The sequence below is a fragment of the Paraburkholderia sp. J10-1 genome, assembly GCF_905220165.1.
Lineage (GTDB): Bacteria > Pseudomonadota > Gammaproteobacteria > Burkholderiales > Burkholderiaceae > Paraburkholderia.
In genome coordinates, this window is sequence record NZ_CAJMYW010000019.1 from 104,717 (window position 1) to 123,777 (window position 19,061).

The following is a 19,061-nucleotide window of genomic DNA, read 5'->3' on the forward strand; positions in this document are numbered from 1 at the left end:
TTTCGCGACTTGTATAGACAGGATTCGACCATGCTCCCGACCCTTCGCCTCACGCCCGGCCATCTGACCCTGCCCCAACTGCGCCAGATCGCGCGCGAGGCAGTGCGGCTCGAGCTCGATCCGGCCAGCTTCGCGGCCATCGACGCCGGCGCACGCGCCGTTGCCGAGATCACGGCAAAGGGTGAGCCCGCCTACGGCATCAATACGGGCTTCGGGCGTCTGGCGAGCACGCACATCCCGAGCGACCAGCTCGAACTGCTGCAGCGCAACCTGGTGCTTTCGCACGCCGTGGGCGTGGGCGAGCCGATGTCGCGTCCGGTCGTACGCCTCTTGATGGCGCTGAAGCTCTCGAGCCTCGGCCGCGGCTACTCGGGCATCCGCCGCGAAGTGATGGACGCGCTCATCACGCTCTTCAACGCCGACGTGCTGCCGCTCATTCCCGTGAAGGGCTCGGTCGGCGCCTCGGGCGACCTCGCGCCGCTCGCGCATATGTCGGCCGTGCTGCTCGGCATTGGTGAAGTGTTCATCCGCGGCGAGCGCGCCAGCGCAGAGGCGGGTCTGGCGGCCGCAGGCCTCAAGCCGCTCGCCCTGCAGGCGAAGGAAGGTCTCGCGCTGCTCAACGGCACGCAGGCATCCGCCGCGCTCGCGATCTACAACATGTTTGCGATCGAAGACCTGTACCGCACGGCGCTCGTATCGGGCGCGCTCTGCGTGGATGCAGCGGCTGGCTCGGTCAAGCCGTTCGACGCGCGCATTCACGAATTGCGCGGCCATCGCGGCCAGATCGATGCGGCCGCGGCCTATCGCACGCTGCTCGAAGGCTCGGCGATCAATCTCTCGCATCGCGACTGCGGCAAGGTCCAGGACCCGTACTCGCTGCGCTGCCAGCCGCAGGTGATGGGCGCGTGTCTCGACCAGATGCGCCACGCGGCGCAGGTGCTGCTCATCGAGGCGAACGCGGTGTCGGACAACCCGCTGATCTTCCCGGAAACGAACGAAGTGCTGTCGGGCGGCAACTTCCACGCCGAGCCGGTGGCCTTCGCCGCCGACAATCTCGCGTTGGCCGCAGCCGAAATCGGCGCGCTCGCCGAGCGTCGCATCGCACTGCTGATCGACGCCACGCTGTCGGGCCTGCCGCCTTTCCTCGTGAAGGACGGTGGCGTGAACTCGGGCTTCATGATCGCGCACGTCACGGCAGCAGCGCTCGCTTCGGAAAACAAGACGCTCGCGCATCCGGCCTCGGTCGATTCGCTGCCGACTTCGGCGAACCAGGAGGACCACGTTTCGATGGCGACGTTCGCCGCGCGCAAGCTCGCCGATATCGCCGACAACACGGCCAACATCCTCGCGATTGAGTTGCTCGCGGCAGCCCAGGGCGTGGACCTGCGCGCTCCGCACCACACGAGCCCGGCGCTCGCGCACGTGATGCAGTCGGTGCGCGCCGAAGTGCCGCATTACGACCTCGACCGTTACTTCGCGCCGGACATCGAAGCGATCACGCGTCTCGTGCAGAACGGCGCGATCGCTTCGCACAGCCCGCTCTCGTTCGAATCCGAGGCGCGCTAAGCCGCGTTGCTGTGGCACGGGCCAATGCGATGAACGCTCCCGCATACCAGGGCATCAAGGACTTCATCCTCGCGCGCATTCACGCCGGTGAGTGGAGCGAGGGCGACCAGGTGCCTTCGGAGAACGAACTGGCGCGCGAGTTCAAGGTCGCGCGCATGACCGTGAACCGGGCGCTGCGCGAACTCACCGCGGAACAGGTGCTCACGCGTGTGCAGGGTGCGGGCACGTTCGTCGCGCGGCCCAAATACGAATCGACGCTCGTCGCCATCCGCAGCATCTCCGACGAAATCCTCGCGCGCGGGCACCGGTACCGCGCCGAGGTGCTCGAGATCGGCGTGCATCGCGCCGACGAGGCGCTCGCCGTAGAAATGGGGCTCGCCGCGAACGACCAGGTGTTCAACTCGCGCGTGCTCCACTTCGAGAACGACGAGCCCGTACAACTCGAAGAGCGCTGGGTCAATCCGGCCATCGCGCCCGACTACGCGGCGCAGGACTTCACGCATATCACGCCGAACCAGTACCTCGTGCATGTCGCGCCACTGCAGGGCGTGGAGTACCGCATCGAGGCGCTCGCCCCCGAGGCCGATACGCGCGTGCACCTCAACATGGGCGAGTCCGAGCCGTGCCTCGTGTTGCACCGGCGCACGCGCTCGCGCGGGCTCGTCGCTTCGGTCGCCAATCTCTGGCATCCGGGCAGTCGCTACCGCTTCACCGGGCATTTCTAGCAGGGCCGCCCAGACGCGCGCCACGCGCGCTGCGCGGCACACCGCCATTTCCTCAGCCTTTTTCGCGTACCCGGCCGATTTGCGCCGGCATGCGTCTTGCTGCCGTTGCAGATCGCCGACAACATCGCGCCAATCGGGCCGGACGGCGCGGGAAATCGCGCGTGCAGCGCCGCAGCCCGTATTATTGAGACGTGACGCGAACGAAGGAGGAGCGCCGTAATGGACGATGCCAACGCCACGCTCATGCCGATGTGGCGGGCCAATCTGGCGCTGCTCACGCGCGAGGTTGGGTCTGCGACGCGGCTCGCGCGCATGATGACGTTTTCCGCGAGCTACATGAAGCTGATCGTGTCGGGCGAGCGCGACTTCAGCGCGGAGTTCGTGCGCGGCGTGGAAGCCGTCACGGGCCTGCCCGAAGGCTGGATGGACGTGAAGCACGAGAGCACCGACGTGCCCGACGAGACGCGCGAGGCGATCGCGAGCGAGACGCCGCGCGCGCGCTTTCGCGGCACGGCGCATCCGGTGCGCAAGGCGCCCGTGCTGCGCGTGGAGCCGATTTTCGGCCAGGGCGCGAAGCGCGAGGAGGCGCCGGCCACGCCAGACGTTCACCGGCGTCTTGCGGGCATGCGCAAGATCCGCGATCTCGCGGCGCAGGACGTGCGCAAGCTCGAGCGCTACTTGAGCGTGCCGCCGGTCGAGCCTGCGGTGCTGCGCTCGCGCATTGAAGACGTCATTAATTACGCCGACCCCGACGAGCGCGTGCGCGCCGATCTCGAAGGGCGGCTCGAACAGATCGAGAAACATCGCGAGATGCTGCTGCGGCATGTCTCGCGCCTCTACGCGCTGCTTTCGCGGCTGGGCGACGAATGATTCGTTGCCCGAATCATCGTTTGAAGCGACGCCGTCTGATGAATCAGCGCTCCTGCACGCGCAGCTCCGTGAGTATCTGATCGGCGAGAAAGTCGCACGGCGGGCGGTTCGAGCGCGCGCTGCGTGCGAGCACCACTTCCAGCTCGGGCAGCGCCGGCAGGCCATGCTGGCGGCCGAGCGTGACGAACGTCTCGGGCACCGCGCAGCGCGCGAGCGGCGCGATGGCGAGACCCGCGGCCACCATGCTGCACAGGCCCATCAGGCTTGGGCTTTCATATGAAGTGCGATAAGCGATCTTCGCGCGCTCCAGCGCCTGGATCGCGTTCGTGTGCGCGACGCTGCCGCCGCCGAAGAGGGCGACCGGCAGCGGGCGCTCGCGCCAGATCTCGCGCCCGCTCGCCGCGCTGACCGCCGCGGGCGGTGCGGCCCACACCATCGGCTCGAAGCGGATGAACTCGCCCGCCAGTCCGTGCGTGCGCGTGATGCAGGCGAGGTCGATCTTGTTGTCTTTCAGGAGCGGCATGAGCGCGCTGCTCGGCAGCCCGATCACCTGAATTTCCACCTTCGGCCAGTTCGCCGAGAACTTGCGCAGCACCGGCGGCATGAGGGAAGACGCATAGTCGTCGGGCACGCCGATCGACACGCGGCCTGTCACCTCCGGGTGCGCGAGCGAGGCCCACGCTTCGTCGCGCAGCGCGAGCATGCGCCGCGCGTAGGCGATGAGCGTCTGGCCGTCGGGCGTGGGCGTGACGCTGCGCGGCGCGCGGATGAAGAGCGGCTTGCCGATGGATTCCTCGAGCGCGCGGATCTGCATGCTGAGCGCCGCCTGCGAGCGGTGCACGAGCGCGGCGCCGCGCACGAAGCTGCCGGCGTCGGCGACGGCCACCACCATGGCGAGCACGTCGAGGTCGAGGGTCTTCATTGGTATAAGAAAAATTGATCGAAGGCTTCAATATAACGCGTTTGTCTGAACGCGGGGGCAGGCCGATACTGGGGACGTACCGACCCTTCGCGCCGTTCCCCGCGCAGTCCTTCGCCGCAGTTCTTCGCTTCTGGGAGAAGCCCATGTTGATGTCGCCGCCCGTCGATTTGACCTACGAACGATTCCAGCAACTGAACATGCGGCTCGACATGTCGCGCGGCAAGCCTTCGCCCGAGCAGCTCGATCTTTCGCAGGCGCTCATCGACGAAGCGGGGCAGGCGGGCTATCTCGCGCGCGACGGCTTCGATTGCCGCAACTATGGCCTCGCGAGCGGCTTGCCCGAGGCGCGCGAGCTGGGCGCGGAACTGCTCGGCGTGCCGGCCGCGCAGGTGATCGCGGCGGGCAATTCGAGCCTCGAACTGATGCACGACGCGCTGACGTTCGCGCTGTTGCATGGCGTGCCGGTGGGCGAGGGCGCGGACATCGGTGCGCCGTGGCGCGCGCAGGGCGAGATCGCCTTCCTGTGCCCGGTGCCGGGCTATGACCGCCACTTCGCGATCTGCGAGGCGCTCGGCGTGCGCATGATCGCCGTGCCGATGCGCGAGGACGGCCCCGACATGGACCGCGTGGAAGCGCTGGTGCGCGACGATCCGTCGATCAAGGGCATGTGGTGCGTGCCGCTCTACAGCAACCCGACGGGCGCGATCTGGTCCGACGCGGTCATACGCCGTCTTGCCGCCATGCCTGCCGCGCCCGACTTCCGTCTCTTCTGGGACGATGCCTACCGCTTCCACCCTCTCACCGACGACGTGCTCGCGACGCTCGACGTGTTCGAGGCCTGCGCGGCGGCGGGTCATGCGCAGCGCGCGCTGATGTTCGCATCGCTTTCGAAAGTGACGTTCGGCGGCGGGGCGTTCGCGTGGCTCGCCGCCGCGCCGCGCAACGTGGCCTGGTGGCAGAGGCATTCGGCCGTGCGCACCATCGGGCCGGACAAGCTCAACCAGTTGCGCCATGTGCGCTTTCTGCGCGACCGCGCAACGCTCACTGAACTGATGGCGCGCCATCGGGTGCTCCTCAAGCCGAAGTTCGACGCTGTCGACGAGGTGTTCCGCGAGCGCCTCGCCGCCGTGCCCGGCGTGAGCTGGAACGTGCCGCGCGGCGGCTATTTCATCAGCCTCTATGCACCCGAGGGCTGCGCGCGGCGCACCGTCGAACTCGCGGCGTCGGCGGGCCTTGTCCTCACGCCTGCGGGCGCGGCGTTTCCGTATGGCGTCGATGCGCGCGACAGCCATCTGCGGATTGCGCCGTCGTATCCGTCGCTCGACGAGGTGCGCCTCGCCGCCGAAGGCATCGCGCTTTCGCTGCTGCGCGCCGTCGACGAACGCAGGGCGTAGCGCTCAGGGCCGGCTCGGCGGCTCTCGCGTCGATGTGCTACAACGGCAGACGTAGCCCACGAATGTAGCCAAACTCACGCGAGGTTGCCGTGCAAGGTCTCGCCGCTTCCCTGCAACGCGCGCTTGCCCAACGCGAGCGCGAAGGCCGCGCCGATAGCGGCCGTGCGCCGACGGCGCGTCCGCTCGCGGCGGGCGCGGGCTGGTCGGTCGACGACGTCGTCTGTACGCTCGGGCCCGGCGACCGGCCTTACGAGGAGCGCCACTCGAGCGCGTGCCTCGCCATCGTGGCGGCAGGCGTGTTCGGCTACCGCAGCGGCAACGCACGCGCGCTCATGACGCCCGGCGCGCTCATGCTGGGCGAAACCGGCGCCTGCTTCGAATGCGGGCATCGTCATGCGGCGGGCGACCGCTGCCTTTCGTTCCATTACGACCCGGCCTGGCTCGACGAGCAGGCCGCGGCTGCGGGGCTCGCGCCAGGCGCGAGGCGCTGGCGGGCCGCGCGGGTGCCGCCGGTGCGCGCGCTCGCGCCGCTCGTGGCGCACGCTTGCGCCGCCGCGCTCGAGCAGGAACGGAGTCCCGCGAGCGAGTTCGGCGGCGCAGCGTGGGATGAAATCGCACTGGAACTGGCGCTCGCAACCTTGCGTGTGGTGGCGAGCGGCAAGGACGCGCTTGCGCCAGCCACGCCGGGCGCCGCCGCGGCGGCACGCGTGGTCGCGACGCTGCGCATGATCGACGAGACGCCCGACGACGCGCATACGCTTGCCAGCCTTGCGAGCGCGGCGGGTGTGAGCGAGTTCTATTTTCTGCGCACGTTCTCGGCCGTGGCCGGTGTGACCCCGCATCAGTACTTGCTGCGTGCGCGGCTGCGCGCCGCCGCGCTGCGTCTCGCCGCCGACGACGAAGCGAAAATCGTCGACGTTGCCCTCGCGAGCGGATTCAATGACCTGTCGAACTTCAACGCCGCGTTTCGCGCGGAGTTCGGCGCGAGTCCGCGTGCGTGGCGTGCCGGGCAGCGCGGGCGCCACCTCGCGCAGACCTCATGGCCGAACGCCGCGCAAGCGGCTGTGCGCACCTGAGGCGCCCATGACGCGAGGCGAGTGGTTCAGGCGCGGCGGCCTGTGCGTCGCGTCGTGCCTTGCGTTGTCCCTCGCGTTGCTCGTTGCGTTCGCGAGCGGACAAGCCCGCGCACAAGCGAGCGACGGAAGCCCCGGAAGTGCCGCACAAATCGACCTCCCTGCGTTCACGCTCGAGCGCGACGTGCATCTTTTCGTCGTGCAGCAGGACGGCTCGGTCGTCGAGGACGACGACACCGTGCTGCGCGCGAACACGACTGCCGGCGTGGACGAGATTGCGCAGCGCTACGTCTGGTTCAATAAGGATATCGAAACGATCACGAAACTCGCGGCCGAAACCATCGACCCGGACGGCACCGCGCACGCCGTTGGCGCGAGCGGTATACGCGACGTGCAGGAGCCGCGCTCGGCGGGCGCGCCCACGTTCGAGGACGGCGTGCTGCGCACGGTGATCTTTCCTGGCGTCCAGGTCGGCTCGCGCGTGCATCTGCATTTTGCGAAGCGCCGTGCGAAAGCGCTGGAAGCGGGCACGTTCTCGTACTTCGTCGAGCCGACCGGCGAACCCGTCGAATTTCAACGCCTCATCTTCGATCTGCCCGCCAACGTGCCGCTTCACGCCGATGCGCGCGGCTATACGGCGCTCGCTCCCGAGACGGCGAACGGCCGCACCCGCTACGCGTTCGACTACCGGCACGGCCCCTATGCGCCGCTCGAAGCGGGCGCGGTGGCCTATGTGAACTGGGGCGACCGGCTGATGGTCTCGACCGTGCCCGACTTCGCCGCGTTCGCCGCGCGCTACCGCGAAGCCGCCGCCGATCCCACCTCGGCCGATGCGGCCATCGCATCGCTTGCTCAAGCGCTCACGTCGGACGTGAGCGACCCGCGCGAGAAGGCGCGCCGCATCTACGACTGGATGCGTTTCAACATTCGCTACGTCGCGCTCTTTCTCGGCGAGACCGCAGCGGTGCCGCATCGCGCGACCGACATCCTGCGCAACCGCTACGGCGACTGCAAGGACCACGTGGCGCTTTTCAGCGCGCTGCTGGCGGCAGTGGGCATCCGCGCCGAGCCCGTGCTGCTCAATCTCGGCCCCGTCTACACGCTGCCGGACGTGCCGGGCTATGGCGCGCACGCGATCAATCACGCGATCGCGTGGCTGCCCGACCTGGGCGTGTACGCCGACACGTCGTCGGGCGGCTACGCGTTCGGCTACTTGCCGCCGGGCGCGATGGACCGGCCCGTACTGCTCGTCGACCAGGGCGTGCTCTCGCGCGCGCCCGCGACCGAGCGGCGCGAGCGCACGGCGCGCCTCTCGCTCGACGTCGCCTCATCCGGCGACGCCGCCTACAGCTATTACGTGCAAGACGAGGGCGCGGGCGCAGAGCCCGAGCGCAATTCGTTTCGCCGCGCGACGCACGCGGGCGCGCAGCAACTCGCAACGCAACGCTTGCGGCTCACGGGCCTCGCCGGCACCGCGCGCGTGAGCACGAGCGCGACGGACGCGACCGACGGCCCGTTTTCGGTGACGATGCAAGGCACGCTCGATCATATGGTTTGGCGCGACGGCACAACCGCGATTCCCGCGACGAGCAGTTTCACGGGCGGCATCGCCACGCAGATCGACAGCTGGCTTGCGCAGCCGCGCCGGACGCAACCGTGGGCGTGCATCGGGGGGGAGTTTGCGGAGAGCGCGCAAATCGAACTGCCCGCGTTCGCGCGCGTGACCGACGTGCCGCACGATACGCAAGTGAGCGACGCGTTTCTCGACTACACATCGCACTACGTGTTCGACGCGCACTCGCTCACGCTGCAGATCGAGCGGCGGCTATCGGCGCGCTTTGGCCACCAGATGTGCACAGCCGACGAATTCGCGCAGATGCGCGACGCGCTCCTGCGGATCGAGCGCGACACGCATGCCCAGATCGTCGTGCGGGCGGCGCCTGCGGCGCAGGCGCGATGAGCGGCGCTCAGCCGCCGCGCGTCGTCACCGGCACCCACACGCCTTTTTTCACCTGCCAGAGCGTGGAGGCGCCGTTCTTGAGCGAGCCATCCGGCTCGAAGGCGATGCGGCCCGTCACGCCGTCGAAGGCAAGCGCCTTGAGCGCGCTGCGGTAAACCTCGGGCTTTGCCGACTTCGCATTGACCATCGCATGGATCGCGGCCCACGCCGCGTCGTAGCCGAACGGCGCGTAGGCGAGCACGTCGGTGCCGAAGCGGCTTTTATAGGCCTGCTCGAAGCGCGGGCCCTCGGGCAGTTGCGCGAGCGGGCGCCCGTATTCCCAGGCCATTGCGCCTTCGGCGGCCGCGCCCGCGTCGCGGATAAAGTCGGCGTTCGCCACGCCCCCGCCGCCCACGAACTGCGCGTTCATGCTGCGCGCCTTCATCTGCTTCACGAGCGCCGCGCCCTGGTGGGCCAGGCCGCCGAAGTAGAGCAGGTCGACATCGGCGGCCTTGATCTTCGATAACTGCGGACCGAAGTCGCTCGCGATGCTTTCCGCGAACTCGCGCGCGACCACGTTGCCGCCATGCTCGCGCACCGCGTGCTCGAACACGTCGGCTTCGCCCTGGCCGAACGCGGTGCGGTCGTCGATGATGGCGACGCGTTTGGCTTTCATCACGTCCACGGCCCACGCGCCGGCTACGCCTGCGTTTTGCGCGTCGTTTGCAATCACCATGAAGGTGTTGGCAAAGCCTTGCGAGGTGATGACCGGATTGGTGGCGGCGGGGCTGATCATCGGAATGCCGGCGCTTTCGTAGATGCGCGAGGCCGGAATGGCCGAGCCCGAGTTGAAGTGGCCGACCACGGCGTTCACGCCCTCGTTCGCGAGCGTTGCGGCGGCCTGCACGCCGAGGCGCGGGTCGCTGCGGTCGTCGATGGGCACGAGTTCGAAGTGCGCCGTCTGCTCGCCTATTTTGAGGTTTTGCGCGTTCGCTTCGTCGAGGGCGAGCCGGACGCCGTTTTCCAGGTCGCGGCCGTAGTTCGCGTAGTCGCCGGAGAGCGGCGAGACGAAACCGATGCGTACGTCGAGTGGCCCGGCGGCCAGCGCGCTGCTGCCGGTGCCAATTGCGCACAGCGTGCCGATCAGGAGTCCGGCTGCAAGCTTGCCCAATTTGCCCAATCTGCGGCGCTTACCGCTCGCACGGCACGCCGTGGCAAATGCGTAGGCGGTGGCGGATCTGGGCGCGGTGGCGAGACTCATCGTGACTCCTTGCGCGGCAGCGGCGCGGTGCTCTTGTGTGCGTTTTTTCCGGGTACGCCGCGCCGCGCGCCGGCCGTGGCGCGTAGGCGGGGCGTCTCGTCTTCGGGTCTTGCCAGGCTTTGCTGGGTCTTGCGGTTAGCGACTGCGGCTTGCCAGAACGTGTTTTACGAACGGCTGCTTGCTCGTGCGGATAGAACTAGTTGTCCCGTTGCAGTTCGAAGAGCGCGTCGCGCAGGCCCACGAGCGGCGCCATGGTGTCGGCGCTCGCCCAGCCTTCGAGGTCGTCGAGCGCGCGATTGCAGCCGTCGAGCACCACGTCGAGATCCACGGGAATGCCGTTGGCGAGCGCGAAGCGAATCGTCGCTTCGAAGCGTTCGCATTCGTCGTCGCCGTACGAGATGTCGAGCGTGTCGGCAATGGTTTGGGCAATGTCGCTGCGCTGGCGCTCGCTTTCGTCGACGAAGTCGATGATGCCGCGCGCGACGTCGGGCGCATGGTAAAGCGCGATGTCGAGCCACACGGCGGCGTCGAAATCGCTTTCGTGACTATGTTCCTCGAAGTATTCGATCGCTTCCTGCTCGTGCGTCTCGCCGGCGTCGACGGCAACGCAAAGCTGCTCGAAATACTCTTCCTGTTCGCTACGGATTGAATCGGACATCGGTCATTCTCTAAAGACGGTGGGCGCCGCGGCCGCTTCCGCCGCCGCATATCATGCGGACCGCATTATAGGCCGCGCGCGCACCTCCTTAGTCTAGGCGGCATCCACCGACCAGGCATCGAACCATTCTCGCGGGCGCGCGATCTGGTCTTGCGCCGCGACGATCTCCAGTTCGTAACGGCCCGCGTCGTAGGTCGCCTTCACCACGGCGTTCACCGCCGCGAGCGTGTGCTCGAACGCGCGGCGCATCGAGTCGCCGAGCATCAGGCGAGCGACGAACACCGCGCTCGTCACGTCGCCCACGCCCACCGGCTGGCGCGCGAATGGGTAGAGCGGGCGCTGGCCGAGCCAGGCTTCGTGCTCGGTCACGACGAGCATGTTGAAGCGGTCAGCGGGGCTGTTGCGGTCGAGCAGATGCTTCACGAGGATCAGCTTCGGGCCGCGCCTGAGCACTTCGCGGCACGCGAGCACGGCTTCTTCAGCGGTTTCGATCTCGCGGCCCACGAGCCGTTGCAGCTCGCTGTGATTGGGCATCATCGCGTCGGCGACCTCGGGCATGTTGCGCACGAGGAACGCCTGGATGCCGGGCTCGACGCGGCAGCCTTTTTCGGTGTCGAGCGTGCCCATCACCGGGTCGCAGAAGTAGCGCGCCTGCGGGTTGGCGGCCTTCACGGCGCGCACCACCTCGATCACGGCCTGGGCCTGCTCGGGCGCACCCAGATACCCCGATAGCACGGCGTCGCAGCGCGGCAGCACGCCGATCGCGCCAATGCCTTCGACGAGATCCACGACTTCGTCCGAGCCGATGGCGGCGCCGCTCCAGTGGCCGTATTGCGTGTGATTCGAGAACTGCACCGTGTTGAGCGGCCAGACGTTCACACCGAGGCGGCGCATGGGAAACACCGCGGCGCTGTTGCCCGCGTGACCGAACACGACGTGCGACTGGATGCTCAGAACATTTTTCATGGCCGGTCCAGATTTCGTTGTGGCTCGCGGCGCGCAACGCACGCCGCGCCTTGCGCAGGTGCAGCAACGATAACCGAATTCTCCGTACGCAGTCGATGGATGCGTGGGCGCGGTGTTGCATGCGCGCCCGCAACGGTGCTTGCCAATCGACTGGAATTCGCGTGGGAAAGCGCTAAGCCGCGCCGTTTTGACCGGTCAGTTCGCGATAGAGCGTCATGTAGCGTTGCGCCGATGCCGCCCAACCGAAGTCTTGCTGCATTGCACGCGAGCGCGTCTCGCGCCAGTCGCGGCTGCGCCCATACAACGCGAAGGCGCGGCGGATCGCGGCCGCGAGCGCGTCGGGCTCGAAGCGCTCGAACACGAATCCGGTCGCGAGGCCATCGGCGAGATTTTCGAGCGACGCGTCGACCACCGTATCGGCGAGTCCGCCCACGCGGTGCACGAGCGGCAGGGCGCCGTAAGCGAGCGCGTAGAGCTGCGTGAGGCCGCACGGCTCGAAGCGCGAGGGGACCATCATCACGTCGGCGCCCGCGACGATCTCGTGCGCGAGCGTCTCGTCGAAACCAAGCTCCACGGCCACCGATTCGGGATGCTGCTGCGCGGCGCGCGTATAGCCCTGTTCGAGGCTGGCGTCGCCGGTGCCGAGCACGACGAGCTGGCCGCCGCGCGCGACGATCTCGGGCAACGCCGCAAGCAGCAGGTCGAGGCCCTTTTGCTCGGTGAGCCGGCTCACCACGCCGAACACCGGGGCGTCGTGTTTCTGGGCGAGCTTCAAGCGCGCCTGCAAAGCGGCCTTGCAGTGCATCTTGCCGCTCTGGCGCATGGCCGAATAGCGTGTGGCGATGGCCGCGTCGCTCGCGGGATTCCACACGGCGTAGTCCACGCCATTGAGGATGCCGACGAGATCGTGCGCGCGTCCGCGCAGCAGCGCCTCGAGGCCGCCGCCCTGGGCGACCGTCTGAATCTCGCGCGCATAGGTCGGGCTCACCGTTGTGATCTTGTCGGCGAAATAGAGACCGGCTTTCAGAAATGAAAGCTGCCCATAGAACTCCACGCCATGCATGTCGAAAAAGTCGCGTGGCAGGCCGAGGGAGTCGAACTGCTGAGCGGGGAAGATGCCTTGGTACGCGAGGTTGTGAATCGTGAAGATCGAGCGCGCGCCGCCGGGCGCCACGCTCTTGCCGCGCTCGCGCGCCGCCGCGCGCAGATAGGCCGGCGCGAGCCCCGCGTGCCAGTCGTGCGCCTGCACGATGGCGGGCGCCCAGTCGGGATCGAGATGCAGCGCGAGCTGTGCGGCGCTCCAGCCGAGCAGCGCGAAACGCTGCGCGTTGTCGCCATAGGGCACGTGCTCGGCGTCGAGGTAGGGGTTGCCGGGGCGTGCATAGAAGGCGTCGGCGCGGATCATGTAGACGGCAAGCTCGCTGCCGGGCAGGCGCCCGAGTTCCAGCGTGGCCTCGGGCGCGCCGAAGGTGTGCGCAAGACGTGCGACGGGCCGCAGGTCCTCGAGACCCGCCGCGACGGGTGCGAAGCCCGGCAGCAGCAGGCGCGCGTCGGCGCCCAGTTCGATCAGCGCGGCGGGCAGGGCGGCGGTGACGTCGGCGAGGCCGCCGGTCTTCAGCAGCGGATACAGCTCGCTGGCTACGTGCAGGACGCGAATGGTCATCGGGAGTCAGTCCTCTCGGTGCTCGGGTTGCTTGCGGGTTGGCGCGTCCTTGAGCGTATGAACCTCGCCAGGCACTCAGCTAGCCCGGCAACTTCGCCAGCGCCTCGCTCGTGACCAGCACAACACCGCTCTCGGTGCGATAAAAGCGTTCGGCGTCGCGCGCGGCGTCTTCGCCGATCACGGTGCCGTTGGGAATCGTGCAGCCGCGGTCCACCACGACCTTGCGCAGCCGGCAACTCGTGCCCACCGTCACCTGTGGCAACAAGACTGCCTCGGCAATGTTGCAAAACGACTGCACGACGACATTCGACGAGAGCACCGAGCGCGAGATCTGCGAACCCGAGATCACGCTGCCGCCGCACACGATCAGGTTGGTGCCCGAGCCCTGCAGACCATTCAGGTCGCGCACAAACTTGGCGGGCGGCAACTGCTCCTGGTAGGTCCAGATTGGCCAGTTGCGGTCGTAGAGGTCGAGCGCGGGAATGGTCGAGGCGAGATCGAGATTGGCGGACCAGTAGGCGTCGACTGTGCCCACGTCGCGCCAGTAGGGTTCGGCGGCCGGGTCCGACGACACACAGGACATGCTGAACGGATGGGCGATCGCGTGACCGTCGCTCACGACGCGCGGAATGATGTCCTTGCCGAAGTCGTGATCGGTGGCCGAGCGCGAAATGTTCTCTTCGAGCAGCTGGACGAGGTAGGTCGTGTCGAACACATAGATGCCCATGCTCGCGAGCGCGATGTCGGGGCGTCCGGGCATGGCGGGCGGATCGTCGGGCTTTTCGACGAAGCCGGTCACGCGGCGCGTCTCGTCCACGGCCATCACGCCGAACGCGCGCGCTTCCATGCGCGGCACCTCGATGCAGCCCACCGTGCAGTCGGCGCCGCTCGCGGCGTGGTCGGCGATCATGCGCGTGTAGTCCATCTTGTAGATGTGGTCGCCCGCCAGCACCACCACGTACTTCGGGCGGATCGAGCGAATGATGTCGATGTTCTGGTACACGGCGTCGGCGGTGCCGCGGTACCAGTGCGCGCCTTCCACACGCTGCTGCGCGGGCCACAGGTCGAGGAACTCGTTGAATTCGCCGCGCAGGAAGCCCCAGCCACGCTGCAGGTGGCGCAAGAGCGAGTGCGCCTTGTACTGCGTGACGACCGCAATGCGGCGGATACCCGAATTCAGGCAATTCGACAGTGCGAAATCGATGATGCGGTACTTGCCGCCGAAGTAGACGGCCGGCTTCACGCGCTTGTTGGTGAGCGGCCCGAGGCGTGTGCCGCGGCCGCCAGCGAGCACGATGGCGAGCGTGGTGCGTTGCAGATCGTTGAGGCTTGCCGGAGTTTCCATGGTCGTCTCCTTGTTGTGCCCCCGGTGCGGCCGCCGCGGCCCGCCTCGTCCTGCCCGGGCCAGTGCGGTCCTTCTCTGGTGTGCCTGTCGCGTCCCTGATGCGGCGCGTTGCGCAATGCAGCACGCGTGCCGTGCGCCGCGGACGTCTCGTGCGTCCTGTATTGACTGTTCTAGCGTAGCGCGAATTGCCCGTCAGCGGGTCCGGACATGCGCGCCGCATTCGTGCGAGGCGTTCGTGAGCAGCGAATGGAGCAGGCGGAACAAGCGGAACAAGCAGAGCAAGCGGCATGCCGCGCGCACAAGCGGGGCGCGCAAGCGGGCAGGAGCAGGGCGGGGCCGCTAGAATCGCTGGCTGTACCGGCGCCTTTTCGGCGTGCTGTTTTCTGTCCGACCTTTTGCCCGATTCCTGATCGATGAGAGCCATCCTGAACCACACGCTTGCCCGCTTTGCCCCTCTCGTTGCCGCGTTGAGTGCGGCCGCGTTCTGCCATGGCGCTTTCGCTGCCGGGACAGAGGCGAGCGGCGCGGCGCCGATGACCGCGTCTTCACCTCAAGCCGCAACCCAGACGCCCGATGGTCTCGCGTACGGCCCCGAACTGCAGGGCTTCGAGTATCCGCATCCCGTGCATGACTTTGCGTTCGTTTCGCAGGGGCAAACGCTGCATATGGCGTACATGGACTTGCAGCCCGCGAAACCGAACGGACGCACCGCGGTCCTGCTGCACGGCAAGAACTTCTGCGCGGCGACGTGGGACGCCACCATCCGCGAGCTGCATGCCGCGGGCTACCGCGTGATCGCGCCGGACCAGATCGGCTTTTGCAAATCGAGCAAGCCCGCTTCGTACCAGTTCAGCTTCCAGCAGCTCGCGCGCAACACGCACGCGCTGCTCGCGGCGCTCGGCGTGCATGAGGCGACGATCATCGGCCATTCGACGGGCGGCATGCTGGCGGTGCGCTATGCGCTCATGTATCCGCAGGAAACCGAGCAGCTCGTGCTCGTGAACCCGATCGGGCTCGAAGACTGGAAGGCGAAAGGCGTGCCCTCGATTTCCGTGGACGACTGGTACGCGCGCGAGCTGAAGACGAGCGCCGACGGCATTCGCCGCTACGAGCAGGCCACTTATTACGCGGGGCAGTGGCGGCCAGCCTACGAGCCGTGGGTGCAGATGCTCGCGGGCATGTATCGCGGGTCCGGCAAGGCGCAGGTGGCGTGGGACTCCGCGCTGCTGTACGACATGATCTATACGCAGCCGGTGGTCTACGAACTCGGCCAGCTGCAGATGCCGACGCTGCTGCTCATCGGCGACAAGGACACGACCGCCATCGGCAAGGATCTCGCAGCGCCCGAGGTGCGCGCGCAGCTCGGGCACTATCCGGTGCTGGCCAAAGCTGCGCAGCGCGCCATTCCCCACGCGACGCTCGTGGAGTTTGCCGACCTCGGGCACGCACCGCAGATGCAGGACCCGCAGGCGTTTCATGCCGCGCTGCTCAAGGGGCTCGACGCGTTGAACCCATCGCACTAGGAGTGCGTGCGCCTTTGCCGAACGCGACGTAAGCCGCGCGTTCCGGTTAACGTCCCGCGGCGGCTTCCTTCAGTTCGTCGCGGGCCTGCGCCGCCATCTCGAACGAACGCAGCCGCGCCGCGTGGTCGTAGATCTGCGCGGTGACGATGAGTTCGTCTGCGCCGGTCTGCTCGATCACCGAGGCGAGGCCCGCGCGCACGGTTTCCTGGTCGCCCACCACAGAGCAGGCGAGCGAGTGCGACACGCCGGCCAGTTCGAACTCGTTCGCCGCGATCTGCTCGACCGGCGGCGGCAGCTGCCCCGGCGTGCCGCGCCGCAGATTCACGAACTGCTGCTGTAGCGAGGTGAAGAGAAAGCGCGCTTCTTCGTTCGTGGGCGCGCCGAACACGTTCACACCGACCATCGCATGGGGCTTCGCGAGCACGGCTGACGGACGGAACTGCGAACGGTAAAGGCGCAGCGCCGTGAGCAGATGGTCGGGCGCGAAGTGCGAGGCGAACGCGAACGGCAGGCCCATGGCCGCCGCAAGCTGCGCGCCATACAGGCTCGAGCCGAGGATATAGAGCGGCACGTTCAACCCCGCGCCGGGCACGGCGCGCACGCGCTGGCCTTCCACGGGGGCGGCGAAATAGCGCTGCAGTTCGGCCACGTCGTCGGGGAAGCTGTCGGCGCTGCCCTGCAGGTCGCGGCGCAGCGCGCGCGCCGTGGTCTGGTCGGTGCCGGGCGCGCGCCCGAGGCCAAGGTCGATGCGGCCGGGGTAGAGCGCTTCGAGCGTGCCGAACTGCTCGGCAATCACAAGCGGGGCGTGGTTCGGCAGCATGATCCCGCCCGAGCCCACGCGGATGGTTTGCGTGCCGCCCGCCACGTAGCCGATCACGACCGAGGTCGCCGCGCTCGCGATGCCCGTCATGTTGTGATGCTCGGCCAGCCAGAAGCGGTGGTAGCCAAGGCGTTCGGCATGCCGGGCGAGATCGAGCGTGTTTCGCAGGGCGGCGCCGGCATGGGAGCCCGCCGGGATAGGCGAGAGGTCGAGTACGGAAAATAGGGTCATGGGCTTGGGCCTGGTATGGAAAGCGCGACGCGCATGCGGTGCGCCGGTTTCTCGACACGTAGCCGCAAGGCAGTCGCAAGGTGCGGCCATTGTGCCAAAGCACTTTTGTTCGTGCTGGGGGCCACCAGGAACCCATGCCACCAGCGTGGATTCAGACAGGGCGGATTTTTCTACGCCCATTCGATTTGAATATTAACGAGAACTACTCTTGTTTAAATGCAAAGCACGCGTTTTAATTCAAATTCATTAAAGAATCATTGCTATATGCTTACCGAATTTTTTCGGAGCGAAAAAGCTCTGGAAGGCGGTTGTGTAATAGCTGAAATAGTTACGTTTTTGCAGCTTTCGCAACGCATTTTCCCGCGTCTGTCGGAAGCAGGCGACAGTGCTTGCTGATACAATTTTCCGCGTCGAATCGGGGATCGACCATATCCGCTCGTTTCACACGACGGTTTATCTCCATTTGTTTTGTTTGTTCAATTGCCTTGCATCATGCAAACCGGCATCAATTGTCGGGTTTCTAGCCTTCAATGCGTAATACGGCTACGATGCGCGGTTTATTTCTGGATTTTCAGGGCAGGGAAATGGTACGTGGTGAAACGCGAATTCCGGTCGGGGCACCGCAGGAGTATCACCCCTTGCGCGCAGCTGCCGGCGAGCGCGGGTTGCCCCACGTAAACCGGCTAGGCGGCGCGCCATGACGGTGTCGCAGGTTTTCGCCATGCCGGCGCCCTGGCCCGTGCTCGTCTGGGGCGTGGTCGTGCTGTGCAGCGTTGCCGCGTTCTACGGCCTCGTCGCCGCGCTCACCATGCCGCGTCTCGGTTCCGCCGCGCTCGTGCGCGAAGCCGCGCGCCGCGCGCGCCGTGCGCAACCGCAGCCCGTGAGCGTGCTCAAGCCCTTGTGCGGCGCCGAGCCGCGCCTCTACGAAAATCTCGCGACCTTTTGCGAGCAGCGGCATCCGCGCTTTCAATTGCTGTTCGGCGTGTCCTCGCCGGCGGACCCGGCCATCGCCGTCGTGCGCCGGCTGCAGTCGGCTTACCCGGGCCACGACATCGAACTCGTGATCGACCCGCGCGTGCATGGCAGCAATCTCAAGGTGAGCAACCTCATCAATCTGGCTGCGCGCGCGCGTTACGACGCGATCGTCGTGGCCGACAGCGATATCGCCGTCGAACCCGATTATCTGGAGATCGTCACCGCGCCGTTGGCCGACCCGGACGTAGGCGTCGTGACCTGTCTCTACAGCGCCCGCAGCATCGGCGGTTTCTGGCCGCGCGTGGGCGCGCTGTTCATCAACGAGTGGTTCGCGCCCTCGGTGCGCGTGGCGCATTCCACGGGCTCGCGCGCGTTCGGTTTTGGCGCGACGCTCGCGCTTTCCCGCGCGACGCTCGAACGCATCGGCGGATTCGCCGCGCTCAAGGACTGCCTCGCCGACGACTATCTGCTCGCCCGTTACGCGCGCGATCACGGCCTTGCCACGGTGCTCGCGCCGGTGGTGGTGGCCACCGACGTGATCGAGCCGACCTTCGGCTCGCTCTGGCTGCGCGAGACGCGCTGGCTGCGCACCATCCGCTCGGTGAATCCGGCGGGCTTCGCTTCACTGTTCATTACGTTCCCCACGCCGTGGCTCGTGCTGGGCGCGCTGTTTTACGGCTTGCTCGCGGCGGGGGCGGGCATCGGCGCGTGCGCGACGACGCGCGCGGCGCTGGCCTCGCTCGCCACAGCCACGACGGCGGGTATCATTGCGCGTTTGATACTGCACGCGCGAGCAAGCGGAAGCTGGCGAGCGTTCTGGCGCGATTTGCCGCTCGTGCCGCTGCGCGACGTGCTGCTGGCCCTGCAGTGGCTTTCCGCCGCGTTCGGCTCGCACGTGATCTGGCGTGGCGTACGCGTGAGCGTCGCCAATCCCGAGGCCGAAGCGCCTTCCGCCATGGCCGCACGCGCGCGCGGGCAGCGGCCTGCCGTAGAAGGATCGGACGCTCGTTAAACGCGTCGTTCCAAGGCCGGCGCTTGATTTCCGCTTGATACCCGCTTGAATCCCGCTTGAATGCGACTGTCACCTCAATCATCACCCGACACACCCCGGGTACCCGGAGCACTCATCG

The 19,061-nt window shown here is 67.4% G+C and carries 15 protein-coding genes; 8 read left to right on the forward strand and 7 right to left on the reverse strand.

Annotation, left to right across the window (positions count from 1 at the left end; genetic code table 11):
* Positions 1-30: 30 nt before the first annotated feature.
* The 3 genes from hutH to U5A65_RS35020 all read left to right on the forward strand — a co-directional run bounded on the left by hutH (position 31) and on the right by U5A65_RS35020 (position 3,161).
* Positions 31-1,566, forward strand: a complete 1,536-nt coding sequence (gene hutH, locus U5A65_RS35010; RefSeq protein WP_321949147.1) for a histidine ammonia-lyase — start codon at positions 31-33, stop codon at positions 1,564-1,566.
* Positions 1,567-1,595: 29 nt separating this feature from the next.
* A complete protein-coding gene (gene hutC, locus U5A65_RS35015) occupies positions 1,596-2,291 on the forward strand; it encodes a histidine utilization repressor (RefSeq protein ID WP_321949148.1) in 696 nt (231 codons plus the stop codon).
* 219 nt (positions 2,292-2,510) lie between these two features.
* On the forward strand, positions 2,511-3,161 hold the full coding sequence (locus U5A65_RS35020) for a hypothetical protein (protein ID WP_321940250.1): 651 nt from the start codon (positions 2,511-2,513) through the stop codon (positions 3,159-3,161).
* Positions 3,162-3,204: 43 nt separating this feature from the next.
* Here the strand turns inward: U5A65_RS35020 and U5A65_RS35025 are convergent, their stop codons facing one another.
* Positions 3,205-4,083, reverse strand: coding sequence for a LysR substrate-binding domain-containing protein (locus tag U5A65_RS35025; RefSeq protein WP_321917915.1), 879 nt, complete (start codon positions 4,081-4,083; stop codon positions 3,205-3,207).
* 143 nt (positions 4,084-4,226) lie between these two features.
* On the opposite strand from U5A65_RS35025, the gene U5A65_RS35030 reads away from it, so the two are divergent.
* From U5A65_RS35030 to U5A65_RS35040, 3 genes are all read left to right on the forward strand, one after another.
* On the forward strand, positions 4,227-5,477 hold the full coding sequence (locus U5A65_RS35030; protein ID WP_321949149.1) for an aminotransferase class I/II-fold pyridoxal phosphate-dependent enzyme: 1,251 nt from the start codon (positions 4,227-4,229) through the stop codon (positions 5,475-5,477).
* 89 nt (positions 5,478-5,566) lie between these two features.
* Positions 5,567-6,553 carry an AraC family transcriptional regulator gene (locus U5A65_RS35035; protein WP_321949150.1) on the forward strand — a complete coding sequence of 329 codons (987 nt, stop codon included), beginning with the start codon at positions 5,567-5,569 and terminating at the stop codon, positions 6,551-6,553.
* Between the two features lie 7 nt (positions 6,554-6,560).
* Positions 6,561-8,510: a DUF3857 and transglutaminase domain-containing protein gene (locus tag U5A65_RS35040; protein ID WP_321949151.1), complete on the forward strand. Its 1,950-nt coding sequence runs from the start codon at positions 6,561-6,563 to the stop codon at positions 8,508-8,510.
* A gap of 7 nt (positions 8,511-8,517) precedes the next feature.
* Here the strand turns inward: U5A65_RS35040 and U5A65_RS35045 are convergent, their stop codons facing one another.
* From U5A65_RS35045 to glgC, 5 genes are all read right to left on the reverse strand, one after another.
* A complete protein-coding gene (locus tag U5A65_RS35045; RefSeq protein WP_321949152.1) occupies positions 8,518-9,750 on the reverse strand; it encodes a branched-chain amino acid ABC transporter substrate-binding protein in 1,233 nt (410 codons plus the stop codon).
* Between the two features lie 196 nt (positions 9,751-9,946).
* The gene (locus U5A65_RS35050; RefSeq protein ID WP_321949153.1) at positions 9,947-10,408 is read right to left on the reverse strand and encodes a hypothetical protein; all 462 of its coding nucleotides are present in this window, start codon (positions 10,406-10,408) and stop codon (positions 9,947-9,949) included.
* Positions 10,409-10,501: 93 nt separating this feature from the next.
* Complete coding sequence (gene pdxY, locus U5A65_RS35055; RefSeq protein WP_321940257.1) at positions 10,502-11,374, reverse strand: pyridoxal kinase PdxY; 873 nt, start codon at positions 11,372-11,374, stop codon at positions 10,502-10,504.
* Positions 11,375-11,546: 172 nt separating this feature from the next.
* Positions 11,547-13,037 (reverse strand): glycogen synthase GlgA, encoded by a 1,491-nt coding sequence (glgA, locus tag U5A65_RS35060; RefSeq protein ID WP_321949154.1) that lies wholly within the window; start codon positions 13,035-13,037, stop codon positions 11,547-11,549.
* A 79-nt stretch (positions 13,038-13,116) separates the two neighbouring features.
* Entirely contained in the window at positions 13,117-14,382 is a 1,266-nt protein-coding gene (glgC, locus tag U5A65_RS35065; protein WP_321917902.1) for a glucose-1-phosphate adenylyltransferase, read from the reverse strand.
* Positions 14,383-14,915: 533 nt separating this feature from the next.
* Here glgC and U5A65_RS35070 point away from each other — a divergent pair.
* Entirely contained in the window at positions 14,916-15,905 is a 990-nt protein-coding gene (locus tag U5A65_RS35070; RefSeq protein ID WP_415766172.1) for an alpha/beta fold hydrolase, read from the forward strand.
* 46 nt (positions 15,906-15,951) lie between these two features.
* Here U5A65_RS35070 and U5A65_RS35075 read toward each other — a convergent pair whose 3' ends face one another.
* The gene (locus tag U5A65_RS35075; RefSeq protein ID WP_321949155.1) at positions 15,952-16,956 is read right to left on the reverse strand and encodes an LLM class flavin-dependent oxidoreductase; all 1,005 of its coding nucleotides are present in this window, start codon (positions 16,954-16,956) and stop codon (positions 15,952-15,954) included.
* Positions 16,957-17,653: 697 nt separating this feature from the next.
* On the opposite strand from U5A65_RS35075, the gene hpnI reads away from it, so the two are divergent.
* Positions 17,654-18,943, forward strand: a complete 1,290-nt coding sequence (hpnI, locus tag U5A65_RS35080; RefSeq protein ID WP_321917898.1) for a bacteriohopanetetrol glucosamine biosynthesis glycosyltransferase HpnI — start codon at positions 17,654-17,656, stop codon at positions 18,941-18,943.
* The last annotated feature ends 118 nt before the right edge of the window (positions 18,944-19,061 follow it).